This window comes from Amycolatopsis oliviviridis (assembly GCF_014654365.1).
GTDB lineage: Bacteria > Actinomycetota > Actinomycetes > Mycobacteriales > Pseudonocardiaceae > Amycolatopsis > Amycolatopsis oliviviridis.
In genome coordinates this window covers 34,200-50,372 of the sequence record NZ_BNAY01000017.1, presented here as the reverse complement: position 1 = coordinate 50,372, position 16,173 = coordinate 34,200, and the positions used below count along the sequence as shown (strand labels likewise).

The window sequence follows — 16,173 nt, the reverse complement described above, 5'->3', positions numbered from 1 at the left end:
AGTTGATCACCGCTGGTGATGATCTTGCACCTGGATGGACGAGTGTGACCCGGACGCGGCCGGTCGATCTTGTAAGCGGCACTATCGGACCGGGAAAGGAACTCGTGGACCCGCGCTATCTTGAGTTCTGCCCGGAGGGCACTCTCTATTACGACAAGCCGCGTGATCGGCCCGGAGACGAGGAATTCGCGTCGATGGCGCCGGTACCGCCGGGATGGTCCGCCGGTGAACGCGGGCCATGGCGGGTTTTGCGGCCCATGGGCGCGGAGGGGCCGGGACAGGGCTGGAAGATTCACGTGTCGGCGAGGTCCGCGGACGCCGAGCGCGCGCTGCGGGAGACGTATTCCCATTGTGTGGCAACGGGACTGCCGTTCAAGCATTTGCGCTCGGCCGACGTGTTGCTGTGGTGCAACCGGAAGTACGCGTCCCGCGGCAGCAGCGGAAAGTTCATCACGATCTACCCGCCGGACGAGTCCACGTTCGAATCGGCGCTGAAGCTGCTTTCCGTCGCGCTCAAGGGTGTCGAAGGGCCCTACGTCTTGACAGACCTGCGGTACGGCGACGGTCCTTTGTACACGCGGTACGGATCTTTCGCTCCACAGAAGCTGGACGGGAGGTTGACGACGGATCTGGTGCGGCCGGACGGTTCCGTCGTCCCCGATTCCCGGGCACCGCGCTTCGACGTTCCGGACTGGGTGACGGTGCCCGCGATCCTGCGGCCCCACCTGGCCGCCCGCCGGCGCGGGGAGAGCGGCCTTCCTTACCGTGTCACAGAAGCGCTGCACTTCTCCAATGGCGGAGGCGTCTACCGTGCCGTTCGGCCCTCCGACGGCGAGCGGATCGTGCTCAAGGAGGCCCGTCCGTACGCCGGTCTCGACGCGCGTGGCCGGGACGCCGTCGAGCGGCTCGCGCGGGAACGCGACATACTGGGCCGGCTGGCCGGGATCGAGGGGATTCCCGCAGTACACGACCACTTCGTCCGGGGCGGTCATCACTTCCTCGCACTGGACGACATGCCGGGCATCAGGCTCGACAGGTGGCTCGTCGCGCACTACCCGCTCACCCGGCCCGATCCCGCCGGTGAGCAGATCCGGACCTACGCGGAGCGTGCCGCACGGATACACGAACAAGTCGTGCGTACCGTCGGGCGCGTCCACGAACGCGGGATCGCCGTCGGTGACCTGCATCCGGGCAACATCTTGGTCGACGAGGCGGACAACGTCTCGTTGATCGACTTCGAGGCGGCTTCCGGCGCGCACGACCCTGACGGGCAAGCCCTGGCCGCGCCCGGTTTCCGTGCCCCGGCAGGTCTTCGGGGGACCGCGGTGGACGAGCACGCACTGGACCGGCTCCGCCTCTGGCTGTTCGTACCCCTCACTCCCATGCTGGAGGTGGCGCCCCGGCAAACGGCCGGCTGGGCGCGGTTCGTCCAGCGAAGGTTCGGCACCGTGATAGCTGGAGCCGAGACCGAGGCCGCGTCGGCGTGGCCCGAGCGGCCGGGCCACGCCGACTGGCCCGCACTGCGCGCGTCTCTCGTGTCCGGCATCGTGGACAGCGCGACACCTGAGCGCGCCGATCGGTTGTTCCCAGGCGATATCCGCCAGTTCTCGACCGGTGGGACCGGCCTCGCGTACGGCGCAGCGGGTGTGCTGTGGGCACTCGATGTGGCCAGTGGAGGGCGGTTCCCCCGCTTCGAAAAGTGGCTCCTCGACGCGGTCCGTCGTGAGGCACCGCACCGCGCGGGCCTGTTCGAAGGTGGCCACGGCACAGCCTGCGTCCTTTGGCACCTCGGATATCCCGACGAGGCGGCCGCCCTGCTCGCCACCTTGCCCCCGTCGCCGGAAGGCGATCAGGGACCGGGGCTTTCCGACGGCCTCGCCGGTGTCGGCCTCGCCGAGTTGTGCGCCGGGGCCCGTCACGGTGCCGGATCGGCGGTGGAGATCGGGCGGCGGCTGGCATCGATGATCGGCGGGGCAGCGAAGGTCCCCACCGCAGGGCTCGCGGACGGCTGGTCCGGGGCGACATTGTTCTTCGTGCGGCTGTTCGAGCACGACGGTGATCGGCGATGGCTGGAGTACGCCGATCGCGCACTGGGCGTGGACCTCGACAACTGCGTGCCCGACAAGGGCGCGCTGCGGGCCTCGAATTCCCGCACCGGCACCGTATTGCCCTACCTGGCCGCGGGATCCGCCGGGGTCGTCCTCGCCTTGACAGCGCTCGCGGCGCACGAGCCCGACGCGCCTTCGGTCGCCCGGCTCGCCGAGCTGCTTCGTGGCTGCCACGGGGAATTCGTCGCGCATCCGGGCTTGCTGCACGGGCGCGCCGGGCTGATCCTCGCCCTCGCCGCCGCGACCCGGAACCGCGAGGACACCGCCAGTGCGGCGTCACTGGCCACGCATGTTTCCGCGCTCGGCCTGCACGCCGTCTCCGGGCCGGGCGGCATCCGCTTCCCCGGCCACCAGCTTCTGCGACTGTCGGCCGACCTGGCCACCGGCGGCGCGGGCGTGCTCCTGGCCCTGCACGCGGCCATTGGCGACCCCGACGTCGCCGCCATCCCGTTCCTGCCCGGCCTCGCGCCTGTCCCGGCGGGAACGCACTGAACTCGGCCGCTCCGGCCGGGGTGTACACCACTCGAAGGGAGAACAACATGGAATCCGTGCTCGACCTCCAGGCTCTGGCGGTGGCCGACGGCCTCGACAACGCCGACCTGCCCGAGATGATCAGCATCGAAAGCGGTCTGAGCCTGCTGATCTGCAACTGAGGTCTCAAGGGCGCGACCTTGCTTGGCCGAGTACATGAAGGCCCCCTTCCTTGCGCCAGGCGCAAGGAAGGGGGCCTTCATGTACTCGCAGTGGCTTGATCTGCCACGTCACGCGGTCAGCCCCGCAATCGAGTCCTTTGTGGACAATGGTCCGGGTCTTCCTTCTGGAAGGCTGTGCGCGAAAAGCACCCGGCGAACGGTCTTGCTGTCAATGCATATCGGGGGAAAAGGTAAAATAGGGCAGCCGGAATTGGACGATCAGACGGCTGCGCGCTTCGTTCACGTTCTGATCCCGATGCAAGCGCGGATGGCCCCGCGAAGCACCCGTTCTCGTGAATGGCACTATCCTGGAAAGCACCCGGAGGATGCCTGTAGCGGCCATCCGGATGATCTTGGTCAAGGGCACCGCAACCTGTGCGCGTGAAAGTGGCCTGCCCGGAGTATCTCACTGCGAGTGACTGTTAGCGTGCGGAGAGAAGTCAAGATCAATGGGTGGGAGGCCTTCGATGAATCGTTTTGTCACCGCGATACTCGGCGCGGCGTCGGCGAGCGCGCTGCTGATCGTGTCCAGTCCGCCGGCCCAGGCCGTGGCGGGCGAGGTCGTCGTCTTCTCGACCGAATTCCAGCGCGTGGACAGCTACAAGAACCCCGAAGGCTGCACCATTCTGCCGGTCGCCGCGCACGTTCTGGTCAATCAGAGTTCTTCCGGCGTGGTCGTCCACGGGGATCCGCTGTGCCTGACCCCCGGTGTGCGGATCGAGCCGGGCTATGGCTCCCACGTCCCGCCGATGAGCGGCTCGTTCTCGATCAGCCGCTGAGTGGCCGGGTGACCACGGAATCGAGAAAGGCTCAAGTGTCTGTCGACCTTGTCGTCGTGGGGATCGGTTATGTCGGGCTGCCGTTGGCGGAAGCGGCGGGTACGACGGGATTGTCGGTCCTCGGTTACGACATCTCGCCCTTCGTCGCGGCCGAGGTCGCCGCCGGGCGGTCCCATGTGCCCGATGTCTCCGCGAACCGGCTACAGGCGATGAAGGCGAAGGGGTTCACGGTGACGACGGATCCCGTCGTGCTCGGCACGGCGGAAACGATCGTCCTGTGCGTGCCGACCGGTCTGAAGTCCGACGGACGGCCAGACCTCGCCGCGGTGCGTGCCGCCGCGGAGACGGTCGCCGAACAGTTGCGGCCCGGCACCCTGGTCGTGCTCGAGTCGACGAGTTTCCCCGGTACCACGGACGAAATCGTGCGGCCGATCCTGGAAAAGCACGGTCTGACCGCCGGAGTCGACTTCGCCCTCGCCTATTCGCCCGAACGAGTCGATCCCGGAAACACCCGGTTCGGTGTTCGCAACACCCCGAAGGTGGTCAGCGGCCACACTCCTTCGTGTGCTCGGCGGTGCTCGGAGTTCTACGGGCGGTTCGTCGACACGGTAGTGGTGGCTCGCGGTACCAGGGAGGCCGAGATGGCCAAACTTCTGGAGAACACCTATCGGTACGTGAACATCGCCCTGGTCAACGAGATCGCGATCTTCTGCGACCGGCTCGGCGTCGACGTCTGGGATGTGCTGCACTGCGCCGCGACCAAGCCGTTCGGCTTCATGCCGTTCAGCCCCGGTCCCGGAGTCGGTGGGCACTGCATCCCGGTCGACCCCAAATACCTGCTGGACAAGGCCGAACGGGAAGGTGCGGAACTCGGCATAGTGCGCGCGGCCCGCTCGGTGGACGACGGTATGCCGGGGCACGTGGTCGAACGGGTGACCCGGCTGCTCGCCGAGATCGCGAAACCCCTGCCGGAGGCGAAAGTGCTCCTGCTCGGTGTCGCGTACAAACCCGACGTGCCGGATACGCGGGAGTCCTCCGCCATCCGGGTCGCGGTCCGGCTGCGCGCCCTCGGGGCCGAGGTGTCCTACCACGACCCGGTGGCGCTCGCGGTGCCCGAACTGGGGCCGCCCGTGAGCGATCTCGAAACGGCGCTGCGGACCGCGGACGTGACCGTTCTCCTGGTGCCGCACCGCGCCTACCAGCTCAGCCGGCTGGCCTCGACAGCCCGGCTGTTGTTCGACACGACGGGACAGGTTCCCGGAGAGGAGGTCGTCCGCCTCTGATCGACCCGCCGGTGACAACGCCGGTGAACAGGTAGCGCAATGCCGACGAAAATTTCCCCTGAACGGAGTGTTTACGCATGACCACCGCCGTCAAGAACGACAGGCTCAAGAAGCGTTTCGAAAAGTGGGACGTCAACGGGAACGGCAAGATCGAGAAGTCCGACTTCGAGGCCGAGGCAGGCCGGATCATCAACGCGTTCGGTGAAGATCCGGCTTCACCGCAGGCGCGCGCGGTCAAGGATTCCTTCGTGGCGATGTACGAGTACCTGGCGAGCAAGGCGGGTGCCGGCCCGAACGGCGCGCTGAGCGAGAAGCAGTTCACCGAGGTCATCGAGGCGCAGATTTTCCAGGAGGGTGACTCGGGCTTCGACCGGGTGGCCCGGCCCACCATCGCGGCGATCGTCGGCCTCTGCGACACCGACGGCGACGGGGAGATCAACCAGCGGGAGTTCGCCAAGTGGCTGGACGCCATCGGTGTCGAGCCCTCGGCGGTGGCTCCCGCGTTCCGGGCCATCGACGTGAACGGCAACGGAAAGCTGACGGTCGACGAGCTCGTGCACGCGGTTCGCGACTACCACCTCGGCAAGAGCGACGTTCCGCTGCTGGGCAAGTAGCGGCGGACTGAAGCACGGTGGTGAGTGGCCTGCCCCGGGGCCACTCACCACCGGCCGCTGAAGCGCACTTCCTGTTCCGGCCGGAGAGCGGCTTCCGCGCCGGTTATGGTCCGTGTGCTGTGGATGAGGATGTTGTAGTGGTTGGGGAAATGGCAGGCGTCGAAGCCGAGTACCGTGCCGACGAGTTCGGAGCCGATCCGGACTTCGTCGCCGCGGTCGATCACTCCGGCGCGGTCGATTTCGGCGAAGCCGAGGAATCCGACGTGGTCGATCACCGCTCCGGGTGCGGTGTCGTCGTGGGTCGTGGTGACGAGTTCGTGGATCTCACCGGCGCGGACGCATCGGCTCGCGAACGGCTCCAGGCTCATTCCCCGGTCGTCACGGCGATGTACCAGCACCTTCACCAGCGTGCCGGTGACCTGGCGCTTCGGTCCGTTCTCCCGCATCACGTTCCCTTCGGTAGCATTCGTCCACTATGGACAGCCCGGCGAGGCCGCTGTCGCGCCAGGCTCCCTTCCGCCGGATGGCCCCGGCGAAATCACGCAGCAACCCGGCGTATTCGTGCCACAGCGACTCCTTGAACTCCGGGAAACCGCTCAGCATGTCGGCGTGCAAGCGGGTGCCGTCCGTCAGCCGCACCTCGATGTCCTTGGCCTCTCCGGGAAACGACCAGTCGAGTTCCACGACGGCGCCGTCGAGTTGGAGGGTCGCCTGCCGGTCGACGCCGTCGGCGTCGCGGGTGATCCGGACGTGGCGCAGCGCCACCGGGCCGAGGAACAACCGGACCAGATCGAGCGCGTTCGGGCCGTTGTCCGCGACGCAGCCGCCGCCGCACCGCTCCGCGTCGAGGTACCAGCGATCGTCGCCGACGTGGTCTTCGATCCGCTCCAGGTAGCGGACCTTCACCGATTCGATGGGGGCGGCGTCCACGAGTTCCTCGCGCAAAGCGAGGACGTTCCTGTTGTACCGCCGGTGGAAAGCCGTGAACAGGGCGACGTCCCGGGCGGCCGCCCTGTCCGCCAGGTCCTCGCCGTCCGCGAGCGCGGTGGCGAGCGGTTTCTCCACACAGACCGGCAGGCCCGCGTCCAGCACGTCCCGGCACACGGCGGCGTGGACGTCGTTGGGCGCGGTCACGATCACCGCGTCGAGTCCTCCGGCGGCGAGCATCGAACGATGGTCGCGGTGCCCCGGAACCGGTACGTCACGCAGCGCGGCCGGATCGAGATCGCAGACGGCGGCCAGGGTGAAGTCCGGGGACCGTTCCACCGCCGCGAGGTAGAACCGGGAGATGACACCGAGGCCCACGACACCGACGCGGATCATCCGGCCACCCTCGCCGACGCCGCGCGCAGTTCCTCGAAGATCGCGGCGGGGATCGGCACCCCATGATCACGGAATCGCGCCGCGCGTTCGCCCTCGTGCCAGCCGGGATAGGCCACCGGCGCGCCGGGATCCCAGGCGGGCCAGCCGCGTACCGCGTCGAAGAGGGCGGTCGCGTCTTCGGAGAAGCCGGTGCGCAGGAGCTCCGGCGCGATCGCCAGCGCCATGACGCCGATGTCGTCGTCGCTGTCGCCGTCGGAGGACACGGCTCCCAGCGCGGCACCGGGCACCAGGGCGGCGAGGATCTCGACCAGCAGACCCAGTCCGAAACCCTTGTAGGCGCCCGTCTCCGGCTCTCCGCCCAGCCAGAGAAGCCGCGCCTCGCCGCGATCGAACGCTGTCGCGTCGGTCACCGGCGACCCGTCCTCGGCGGCCAGCCAGCCCGGCGGGATCGCCCGGCCCGCCCGGGCGGCGGCGCGGACCCGGCCGGTGGGGACGACGGTGGTGCTCATGTCCAGCAGGAACGGGTGGGCGTCACCGGCGGGGCAGGCCAGCGCGAGGGGATTCGTGCCGAGCATGGGGGTGGTGCCGCCCGGGGGCGGTGCGATCCGCTGTCCGCCGCAGTTCGAGGCGATCAGGCCGATCATCCCGTGGGCGACGGCGCGCGCCGCGTGGTGCCCGGCACAGCCGATATGCGTCGCCCCGTGCAGGGAGACCATGCCGATCCCGTACCGGGACGCCCTGGCGCACGCCAGTTCCATCGCCTGGGAAGCCGACCACAATCCGAGCGCCCGGCGGGCGTCGGCCAGGACGCACGCACCGAGATCGGTCCGGACGTGCATGTCCGCCTCCGGGTCGATCCGGCCCCGGTCGAGCAGCGGAAGGTACAACCGGGTCAGGTTGACCGTGCCGTGCGAGGTCACGCCGGTCAGATCGCCGTGACACAGCGCCGCGGCGGCGATCGCCGCCCGCTCCGTGGGAAGCCCTCGATCCCGGAAGATCCCGGTTACCAGGGACAGCAGGGACTCGTAGGGCACCAGCACGGTCACTTTCCTCCGGTTCGGCTGAAGCGCACGATGATGTCGCGCACGAGGTGACTGAAGCGGTCGAGGTCTTCGGCGTCGGCGTACTCGCCACTCGAGTGGGCGTTGTTCGCGCCGAGCGAGCCGGGGCCGAGCACGGTCGTCCGGACGCCGGGCACCCCGGCCAGCCAGAGGGCGTCGCAGGTGAAACCGGGCTCGTCGTCCGGCCAGCGCGGAACGAGTTCGTCGAGCAGGGGAATGTCCTGTGGCGGCAGCGCGGGCAGGCCGCGCTTGCGCCAGTGCAGGCCGGTGATCGCGGCGGCGTCGGCCGCGGTCCGGCGGAACGGCGGGGAATCCCGGAAGCGTGCGCCGAACCCGGCCAGACCATCGCGCAGCCCGTGTTCCAGCGCGGCGGCCAGCTTGGTCGCCGAGTCCTCGTCCTCGTAAGGGAGGTTCAGCAGGAGTTCACCCCGTCCGTACACCCGGTTGTGCAGGTGTCCGGTGTGCAGTCCGGCCACGCAGATCCGGCCGTGCGGTGCCAGTTCCGCGGCGAGGTGCTGGGCGAGGAACCCCAGCAGCACGGTCGCGTTGTGTCCCCGGTGCGGCTCGTCGTCGATCGCGTCGTCGCCGTCCACTCGCACGCACGCGGTCATCGACGCGGAACATCGCGGCAGGTGACGCAGCCCGGTCGGTTCGCAGAAGACGTTGAGCTCGCCGTGGAATCCGGCGTCGACGAGAGGCCGGGTGCCGAACGTGCCCATCGCGCCGCCCTCTTCGCCGGACACCGCCTGGACGAGCACGCCGGCGTCGCGGCCGACGGCCGGATCCGCCGCCAGTGCGGCGCGGATCCCCGCCAGGAGAGCCACCGCGGGCCCCTTGGCGTCGATGGCGCCGCGGCCGGTGAACCTGCTGCCGTCGAAGCCCGCCGGTTCGAACGGCGCCACCGTGTCGAGATGCACGTTGAACATCACCGCGGGGGAGGCCGGGCCGATCCCGAGGACGAGGCTCGGCTGGCAGGCGAGGAACTCGGGCCCGAAGTCCCGCAGAACGGGGGGAACGCCGGGCAACTCCAGCACCGACGGGTCTGGAGCGGCGAAGTGCCGGGTTTCGAGGCCGATCTCCGCCGCCGCGTCGGCGTAGAGGCGCATCGCCTCCCAGAGCAGGACCTCGTCCGCCGTTTCGAGCGGGCCAGCGGTCGGCAGCCCGAGCAGCCGCAGGAGCAGGTCACGATCCGCTTCGATCACCGGATCAGCCCGGCCATCGCCCGCCCCGCGGAGACGAACCGGGCGATCGCGTCGGCGCTCAGCACGCCCGGCCCGTGCGGGGTGATCGACAGGTGCGGTTCCAGCGACCACGCGCCGCGGTAGCCGTTGGCCCGGAGGAGTTTCACGCAGTCCGCGACGCGCGCGGCACCTTCGCCGGGGATGGTGAAGCCGCGTTCGTCCGCGTCCTTGATGTGCACGTGATCCACGTGCTGGACGATGTCGGTGAGCAGGTCGAAGCCGTCATAACCGTGGGCGACGCCGTTCCCGGTGTCGAACAGCAGTTTCAGCGCCGGGCTCGCGACCTCGTCCAGCAGGTCGAGCATCCGTTCGGCGCTCGTGCCCGCCCAGCCGGAACAGTTCTCGTGCAGCAGCGTCACCCCGTGCCGTTCGGCACGTTCGGCCAAGGCGGTGATCCTCGCGATCACCTCGGCACGCCAGCCGGAATCGTCGAGGCCGGCGTTGGGATACGACATGATCCGGAGCCGGGGCGTGCCCAGCGTGCGCGCTCTTGTGGCGAGCACGTCGAGTTCGCGCAGGTCGTCCTGGAAGTCCGTGCTGACCGGCCGGGCCCAGGAACCGATCCGGGAGGCCAGGCAGACCACGTGCACGCCGTTGTCGTTCAAGGTGGCCGACACGGCGGCGAACTCTTCGTCCGTGAGGTCCGCGACGGGGACCCTGTCGACGCTGCGGAGTTCCATCGCCCGCCAGCCCAATACGCAGAGCGCCGCGAGCTGCCCGTCGATGCCGTACGCCGCCTCGTCGGTGATCCCCGCCAGTACCGGGTCACTCGGCATGGGGTGTCACCGGTTCGCGTTCGGGGCGCGCGAGCGGTTCCGCGCAGATGTTCTTCGCCACCGAGAGCAATTGCACCACTTCGGTGGCGAAGGTGAATCCCAGCGTCTGTTCACCTTGCAGCTGGAATTTGTGATACGCCTGGAGCATCCATTCGGTCATCGCGTCGTCCCTCAGCACGAGATGATCCGACTGGCCGTTCGAACGCACGGTCAGCTGCGAATGGTGATCGTCGCCACTCACCGCGAAGTGGCCGATCGCGCGGCCGTTCTCGAAGTCCACCGTGACCCGTCGCTCGCGCACCGGCGAGGTGAGATCCGAACGGATCTCCGTGTGCACGCCGGTGTTGTGCCGGAGTCCGATGGTCGCCCCGCCCATTCTCGGCCGGCGGTTTCCTTCCACTTCCAGATCGGACCCGCTCGCGTGGGTGACGCGGGCGTTGCCCGCGAGCCGCAGCGCGAGCGCGACACCGTGCGGCAGTTCGACGTCGAAGGCGGTCGGGTGACCGGGAACGGTGAGCGAACGACGGAACCGTGGTTTGTTCTGCACGATGTCGATCGTCTTCGGCGCGCCGAACCGGCCGCTACGGATCAGTTCGACCAGCCGCCAGGTGAGTGTGCTGGCGAGCCAGGGCTCGACGACCTCGACATGCAGCTTGTGCTTGCGGCGCAAGCGGATGATCCGGGCCAGATCGTCGATGTCGCCGGCGAGCGGCTTCTCCACGATCACCTTGCGGAACCCCGAATCGGCCACCTCGGCGATGATCGAATTTCGCTCGGATGGCGGTGTGCAGACGTGCACGACCGTGTCGTCGGGATCCAGATCCTTGCTCGCCTCGCCGAAGGTCTTCACGACGAGGAGGCCGGGCCTGGCGGGAAGGTTCCGCCGCGGATCGCACGCGACGACGGGTGCGTCGTCGAAGAGGTGCGGGTGGCCGGTCCTGAGTTTTGTCAAAACCGGGAGATGAAGACCGGCCCCGGCCCGGCCGAGTCCCACGACGAGTGAACGCACTGGTGTGTCTGCCCCTCGGGTCACGTATTCGAAAATCCCTGGCAAAACTGACAGTGAGAGGTGTTTCTGTCAATAGTTTTCCGGCGGGTTGACCAGGAAGTGCGAAACCGGCGAGTAGGTGCAAACCCTGTCCTACGCTCGGGAACCGGTTCCCCCATACCACCCGGAGGTGGGTACGCTGGCGGTGTCTTTCTTCACGCAATCGAACACATTCGAGCAAGTGTGGCCGGTCACCCGGCGGCATATTGTCGAAGTGATCGAGAATGGCAAATATTCGCACGGTCGTAAGGTCGCGGAGTTCGAGGCCGCGCTCGCCGCCTATACCGGCGCGAGATTCGTGGTCGGCGTGAACAGCGGAACCGACGCGCTCGTCCTGCTGCTCCGGGCGGCGGGTCTGCGGCCCGGGGACGAGGTGGTCGTCCCAGCCTTCTCCTTCGGTGCTTCGGCGACCTCGGTCGTGCTCGCCGGAGGACGCCCGGTCTTCGCCGACATCGAACCGGACGGCTACGGCATCGACCCGGCCGCGGTGGCGGCCGCCGCCGGTGAACGCACCCGTTTCGTCATGCCGACCCATCTGTTCTCGGGACTCGCGGACATCGACGGGGTGCTCAGGGTGTCCCGGGAGCGCGGACTGGTCGTGGTCGAGGACAGCGCGGAGGCCATCGGCATGCGCCGCGACGGCAAGCATGCCGGGCTGTTCGGGGCGGGCGGTGTGCTGTCGTTCTTCCCGACGAAGACCTTGGGCGCGATCGGGGACGCGGGCGCGGTCCTCACCGACGATCCCGGGGTCGCCGAGATCGCCGACGCGCTTCGCCACCACGGCCGGTTCGGGGCCACCATCGGCGACTTTTCCGCGATCGCCACGACGACCGGCCTGGCGGGATTTAACAGCAAGATGGACGAGATCCAAGCCGCCGTGCTGCTCGCGAAGCTCGACAGGCTGGACGATGACATCGCGCGCCGCGCGAGCCTGGCCGCGCGGTACACCGAGGCGCTCGCGGGCCTGACCGGCGTGCGCAAGGTGCCCGTTCCCCGAACCGACAGCGTCTTCTACGTCTATGTCGTCGAGGTCGACTCGCGGGACGACCTGGCGGAGCACCTGTCGGCGCACGGTGTGCAGACCGAGGTCTATTACCCGGCACCACTTCACCTGCAACCCTGCTTCGCCGAACTCGGCCACCGGGAGGGTGACTTCCCGAACGCGGAGAACGCCTGCCGTCACACGCTGGCGCTGCCGCTGTATCCGGACATGTCGGACGGCGACATCGACGAGGTCTGCGGCTTGATCCGCGCCTTCTATCGAGGTGCGCGGACATGACCCTGCCGTTCTTCCCGGAGGACCTCTTCGACGACGACCGGGAGGTGCTGCTCGACGTCGTCGAGCGGATCGGGCGCTCGCCGGAGCAGAAGTTCATTCTCGGCGACCACGTCGCCAGGTTCGAGGCGGAGATCCGCGACTCCATCGGGGCGGCCGACGCGATCGCCTGTGGCAGCGGCACCTCGGCGCTCCTGCTGGTGCTGCGCGCGATGGGAGTGGGGCCCGGTGACGAGGTGATCGTGCCCGCCTTCGGATGCGCGCCACTCGCGGCGGCGCCCGCCCTGCTCGGCGCGACGCCGGTGTTCGCCGACATCGACCCGTGGACCATGGTCGTCGACCCCGGCGCGGTCGCCAGGGCCGTCACCCCGCGGACCAAGGTGATCATGCCGGCGCACCTGTTCTCGGTCATGGCGGACATGCCGGCGTTGCGCCGGATCGCCGCGAGCACGGGCGTGCGGTTGCTGGAGGACTCGGCGGTCGCGCAGGGCGGAACGCTGGCCGGAATCCCGGCCGGGATGTGGGGCGACGCCGGGGTGTACTCGTTCGTCCAGGTCAAGACGTTCGGGATGCCGGGTGAAGGGGGCATGGTCGTCACCGGCGACCCCGGGCTCGGCGAGGTCGTGCGCATGCTGCGCAACCACGGTCAGGACGGGAAGACGCGGTTCCGGTATCACCGCGTCGGCTACAACAGCCGCTTCGACGAGATCATGGCCGCCTTCCAGCTGCACCGGCTCCCCGGCTTCCCCCGGCGGCTCGAACGGCGGGCACGGATCGGCGAGTACTACACCGGACGGTTCGGTGAGCTGGCGGGCTGCGGGGTCCTGGCGCCTCCGCCGGATCGGGACGGCCGGTGCTACTACGTCTATTCACTGCTGTGCGAACGCCGGGACGAACTGCGCGGGCATCTGGCGAAGCGGGGGATCGGCTCCCACGTCTACTACCGGAGTCCACTGCCGCGGCAGCCCGCTTTCGAGCCCTTCGCCCGGCCCGGGGACGCCTGGCCGGTGGCGGAGCTGGCCGCGCGGTGGGCGCTCGCCATCCCGATCTACCCCCATTTGACGGATCAGCAAGTGGAACACATCGCCGACGCGGTGTGCGAGTTCGCGAAGGAGCCGTGATGCAGCAGGTCACCCAAAAGCCCACCTCGGGCGCGGTCGCCGAGGAATGGCGCCGTCGTGCCGATCGCACCGGCCTGGCCCGGGTGATGCGCGCCTCGCAGCCGGTCGAACTCGCGGCCGAGACGACCGCCCGCACCCGTCGCCTCGTCACGGAGTTCCTGCGCTCGCTCGGCCCGATCGGCACGGCGCTGGAGATCGGCTGCGGGATGGGCAGGATCACTCCCACTATCGCCGAGCGGGCGGGCGCGGTGACCGCGGTGGACATGACCCCGCGCATGCTGGCGCTGGCCGAGGAGAACTGCGCGCGACTGTCCAATGTGGAGTTCGAGCAGTTACGGGTCCAGCGGCTGCCATGGCGGGACAAGAGGTTCGACGTCGCCGTCTGCGTGTGGGTGCTGATGCACGTGCTGGACGAAAACGAGGTCGCCGAGGCGTGCCGGTCCATCGCCGCGGCGGCGCGGCATCTCGTCCTGATCGAATACGAGGAGGCGGACATCCCGGTCGGAAGGTTTTCGAGGCTGCGGCCGGTGGAGGAGTACTTGGCCCTCCTCCCCGGATCCCGGCTGCTCGAACGGCGTGAGCTGCACTACGGCGGCGATCGCTCGTTCGCCGCGCTGATCGCGCTGGACGGTACGCGGTGACGACCCTGACGGCCGCGCGCGGCAAAGCGTACTTCCGGCTCGCCAAACTCGACATCGTCGACTACTACCTCGGCGTGGCGGTGGTGTGGACGCTGCTCGCGCCCGCGTTGAGGTTCGATCCGGCGGTCCTGACCACCATCGGCGTCTTCCTGCTGGGCGAGGTGTTCGTGATCGCGGCGATGGTCGCGCTCGACGATCTCACGGGGTATCGCGACGGCAGCGACATCGCGAACTACTCGCCGGACGATCCCGGACGCAAGCGGTACCGCAAACCGCTGGTGGCCGGGGCACTCACCGAAGACCAGGTGCTCCGGTTCGCGTGGGTGACCGGGGTCATCGGGGCGGTGCTCTGGCTCGCGGCCGTCGCGATCGCCCCGTTCAGTCCGCTGTGGACGGTCGCGCTGATCGCGGTCACCTACTTCTTCTCGCTGCAGTACTCCTGGGGAGTGAAGCTGAGCTATCACGGCTTCCAGGAGTTCTTCATCGCGGCGCTCGGCTGGGCACTGGTGCTGGCGCCCTACGGCCTCGCGACCGGCGAGATCACCGGGTTCGCACTCGCCCAGGCGCTGCTCTTCGGGCTGGGGCCGCTGCTGTTCGGCGTCTACTCCAACACCAACGACATCGAGGGGGACCGCCGCGTCGGCAGGCCGACGGTCGCGGCCCTGACCTCGCCGCGGGGCAACATGTTCTTCGTGATCGCCGTGTCGGCGGCCGAGCTCGTGCTGATCCTCGCCGCGCCCGCGCTCGGCGGTCCGTGGTGGTTCCCGCTGGCACTCCTGCCGACGATCGTGGCGCGGGGGTGGCAGGTCTGGCTCGGCTTCGGGGCGGGCGACATCCTCCGCGCGCGGATGCTCGGCATCCGGATACACCGCATCACCGTGGGGTCGCTTCTCGTGGTGAACCTGGTGGTGATCGGATGACCGATGTCGACGTCGCCGTCGTGGGGGCGGGGGTCGCCGGTCTCGCGGCCGCGTACCGGCTCGCCGGATCGGGGTGCGAGGTACGGGTGTTCGAGGCGGCCGACGTCGTCGGCGGCCGGATGACGACCTTGCGCGAAGACGGTTTCGTGATCGACACCTGTGCCGAGCAGATCGCCGAGCGAGGGTATCGCGAGACCTGGAAACTACTCGCGGAGCTGGGCATCGATCGCACGGCGGCGCCCAGGATCGGCCGCGGTATCGAGATGTGGCGTGGCCGGGCCCGTGGCGGCGTCGCGCAACCGCGGGGACTGATCACCGGGGCCGGGCTCGGGGTGCGCGCGCGTCTCGACGGAGCGAGGGCCATGCGAGGCACCTTCGACGTCGAACGGCCGGAGGTTTCAGGCCTCGGCGACCGCACCGTCGCCGAGTTCGCCGCGCCCTACCATCCGGATCTGCTGGACTATCTGCTGCAACCGGTCGTCTCGGGCTTCTTCGGCTGGCAGCCGGCACGTTCGGCGGTCGCGCCGCTGCTCGCCCTGCTCACTTCGGTCGGTTCGCCACGAACCTGGCGGACCTATGCCGAGGGCATGGACACCTTCGCGCGAGCCCTCGCCGAGAAGGTCGACGTCACCACCGGGTTCCGGGTGGACCAAGTCGTCGACGACGGGTCTTCGGCGAGGATCGTCAGCGGGGCTCGCGAGATCTCCGCCAGGGCGGTCCTGCTGGCCGTGCCCGCGCCGGTCGCGGCCGGGCTGCATCCGTGCCACGGCTCCGCTTTCCTCAGCGTGTGCTCGTTCACCCCGGTGGTCAAGGCGCATCTGCTGCTCGACCGCCCGCTCGGCGGCCCCGGCTACGCGCTGACGGTGCCGACCGCGGAGGACGGGACGGTGGCCACGATCATCTTCGACCACCTCAAGAATCCCGGACGCGCGCCGGCGGGCCGCGGGCTGGTCACGCTCATGGCGCACCCGTCCGTGGCGCCGGATCTGCTGACGATGGCCGACGACGACGTCACGGAGCGCTTGGCCGGCGCCGGTGAACGGTTCGTCCCCGGTCTGCGGTCGGCGACCCGGCGCGCGATCGTCCGGCGAGTACCGGACGCGCTGCCCGAAGCGACTCCCCGCGCGCTCGCCCTGCGGGCCGGCTTCGAGGCGAGCCTCGGCCAGGGGGCCGTCGACTACGCGGGCGACTGGGTGTTCCTGAGCCCGTGCAGTGAAGCGGCGGTCCGATCCGGTCTGCGGGCCGCGCGGCGCCTGGCCCCGGTCGTGAGTGGCGATTCGGGTTAGAACC

The 16,173-nt window shown here is 69.2% G+C and carries 15 protein-coding genes; 9 read left to right on the top strand and 6 right to left on the bottom strand.

Annotated features, from left to right (window positions below; all coding sequences use genetic code 11):
* Positions 1 to 104 precede the first annotated feature (104 nt).
* From lanKC to IE302_RS41595, 4 genes are all read left to right on the top strand, one after another.
* Positions 105 to 2,600, top strand: coding sequence for a class III lanthionine synthetase LanKC (gene lanKC / locus IE302_RS41610; protein ID WP_191260000.1), 2,496 nt, complete (start codon positions 105 to 107; stop codon positions 2,598 to 2,600).
* A 667-nt stretch (positions 2,601 to 3,267) separates the two neighbouring features.
* On the top strand, positions 3,268 to 3,579 hold the full coding sequence (locus tag IE302_RS41605; RefSeq protein ID WP_191259978.1) for a hypothetical protein: 312 nt from the start codon (positions 3,268 to 3,270) through the stop codon (positions 3,577 to 3,579).
* A gap of 35 nt (positions 3,580 to 3,614) precedes the next feature.
* Positions 3,615 to 4,862, top strand: a complete 1,248-nt coding sequence (locus IE302_RS41600) for a nucleotide sugar dehydrogenase (RefSeq protein WP_191259977.1) — start codon at positions 3,615 to 3,617, stop codon at positions 4,860 to 4,862.
* A gap of 77 nt (positions 4,863 to 4,939) precedes the next feature.
* On the top strand, positions 4,940 to 5,476 hold the full coding sequence (locus tag IE302_RS41595; RefSeq protein ID WP_191259976.1) for an EF-hand domain-containing protein: 537 nt from the start codon (positions 4,940 to 4,942) through the stop codon (positions 5,474 to 5,476).
* A 44-nt stretch (positions 5,477 to 5,520) separates the two neighbouring features.
* Here IE302_RS41595 and IE302_RS41590 read toward each other — a convergent pair whose 3' ends face one another.
* Genes IE302_RS41590 through IE302_RS41565 form a run of 6 tightly spaced genes read right to left on the bottom strand, consistent with a single transcriptional unit; the run spans position 5,521 to position 10,871 of the window.
* The gene (locus IE302_RS41590) at positions 5,521 to 5,922 is read right to left on the bottom strand and encodes a DUF6917 domain-containing protein (protein ID WP_191259975.1); all 402 of its coding nucleotides are present in this window, start codon (positions 5,920 to 5,922) and stop codon (positions 5,521 to 5,523) included.
* Positions 5,855 to 6,799, bottom strand: coding sequence for a Gfo/Idh/MocA family protein (locus tag IE302_RS41585; protein ID WP_191259974.1), 945 nt, complete (start codon positions 6,797 to 6,799; stop codon positions 5,855 to 5,857). The genes IE302_RS41590 and IE302_RS41585 overlap by 68 nt, the downstream gene beginning before the upstream one ends.
* Positions 6,796 to 7,845, bottom strand: coding sequence for an Ldh family oxidoreductase (locus IE302_RS41580; protein WP_191259973.1), 1,050 nt, complete (start codon positions 7,843 to 7,845; stop codon positions 6,796 to 6,798). The genes IE302_RS41585 and IE302_RS41580 overlap by 4 nt, the downstream gene beginning before the upstream one ends.
* Entirely contained in the window at positions 7,842 to 9,062 is a 1,221-nt protein-coding gene (locus tag IE302_RS41575) for a M20/M25/M40 family metallo-hydrolase (protein WP_191259972.1), read from the bottom strand. The genes IE302_RS41580 and IE302_RS41575 overlap by 4 nt, the downstream gene beginning before the upstream one ends.
* Positions 9,059 to 9,877: a sugar phosphate isomerase/epimerase family protein gene (locus tag IE302_RS41570; RefSeq protein WP_191259971.1), complete on the bottom strand. Its 819-nt coding sequence runs from the start codon at positions 9,875 to 9,877 to the stop codon at positions 9,059 to 9,061. Before IE302_RS41570 ends, IE302_RS41575 begins: the two co-directional genes overlap by 4 nt.
* Complete coding sequence (locus tag IE302_RS41565) at positions 9,867 to 10,871, bottom strand: Gfo/Idh/MocA family protein (protein ID WP_268246806.1); 1,005 nt, start codon at positions 10,869 to 10,871, stop codon at positions 9,867 to 9,869. The genes IE302_RS41570 and IE302_RS41565 overlap by 11 nt, the downstream gene beginning before the upstream one ends.
* A gap of 199 nt (positions 10,872 to 11,070) precedes the next feature.
* Here IE302_RS41565 and IE302_RS41560 point away from each other — a divergent pair, with 199 nt between their 5' ends.
* Genes IE302_RS41560 through IE302_RS41540 form a run of 5 tightly spaced genes read left to right on the top strand, consistent with a single transcriptional unit; the run spans position 11,071 to position 16,169 of the window.
* Complete coding sequence (locus IE302_RS41560) at positions 11,071 to 12,204, top strand: DegT/DnrJ/EryC1/StrS family aminotransferase (RefSeq protein ID WP_191259969.1); 1,134 nt, start codon at positions 11,071 to 11,073, stop codon at positions 12,202 to 12,204.
* Positions 12,201 to 13,322, top strand: a complete 1,122-nt coding sequence (locus IE302_RS41555; protein ID WP_191259968.1) for a DegT/DnrJ/EryC1/StrS family aminotransferase — start codon at positions 12,201 to 12,203, stop codon at positions 13,320 to 13,322. Before IE302_RS41560 ends, IE302_RS41555 begins: the two co-directional genes overlap by 4 nt.
* Positions 13,322 to 13,963 carry a class I SAM-dependent methyltransferase gene (locus IE302_RS41550; RefSeq protein ID WP_191259967.1) on the top strand — a complete coding sequence of 214 codons (642 nt, stop codon included), beginning with the start codon at positions 13,322 to 13,324 and terminating at the stop codon, positions 13,961 to 13,963. Before IE302_RS41555 ends, IE302_RS41550 begins: the two co-directional genes overlap by 1 nt.
* Positions 13,960 to 14,883 (top strand): UbiA family prenyltransferase, encoded by a 924-nt coding sequence (locus IE302_RS41545; RefSeq protein WP_191259966.1) that lies wholly within the window; start codon positions 13,960 to 13,962, stop codon positions 14,881 to 14,883. The genes IE302_RS41550 and IE302_RS41545 overlap by 4 nt, the downstream gene beginning before the upstream one ends.
* The gene (locus IE302_RS41540) at positions 14,880 to 16,169 is read left to right on the top strand and encodes a protoporphyrinogen/coproporphyrinogen oxidase (RefSeq protein WP_191259965.1); all 1,290 of its coding nucleotides are present in this window, start codon (positions 14,880 to 14,882) and stop codon (positions 16,167 to 16,169) included. The genes IE302_RS41545 and IE302_RS41540 overlap by 4 nt, the downstream gene beginning before the upstream one ends.
* The last annotated feature ends 4 nt before the right edge of the window (positions 16,170 to 16,173 follow it).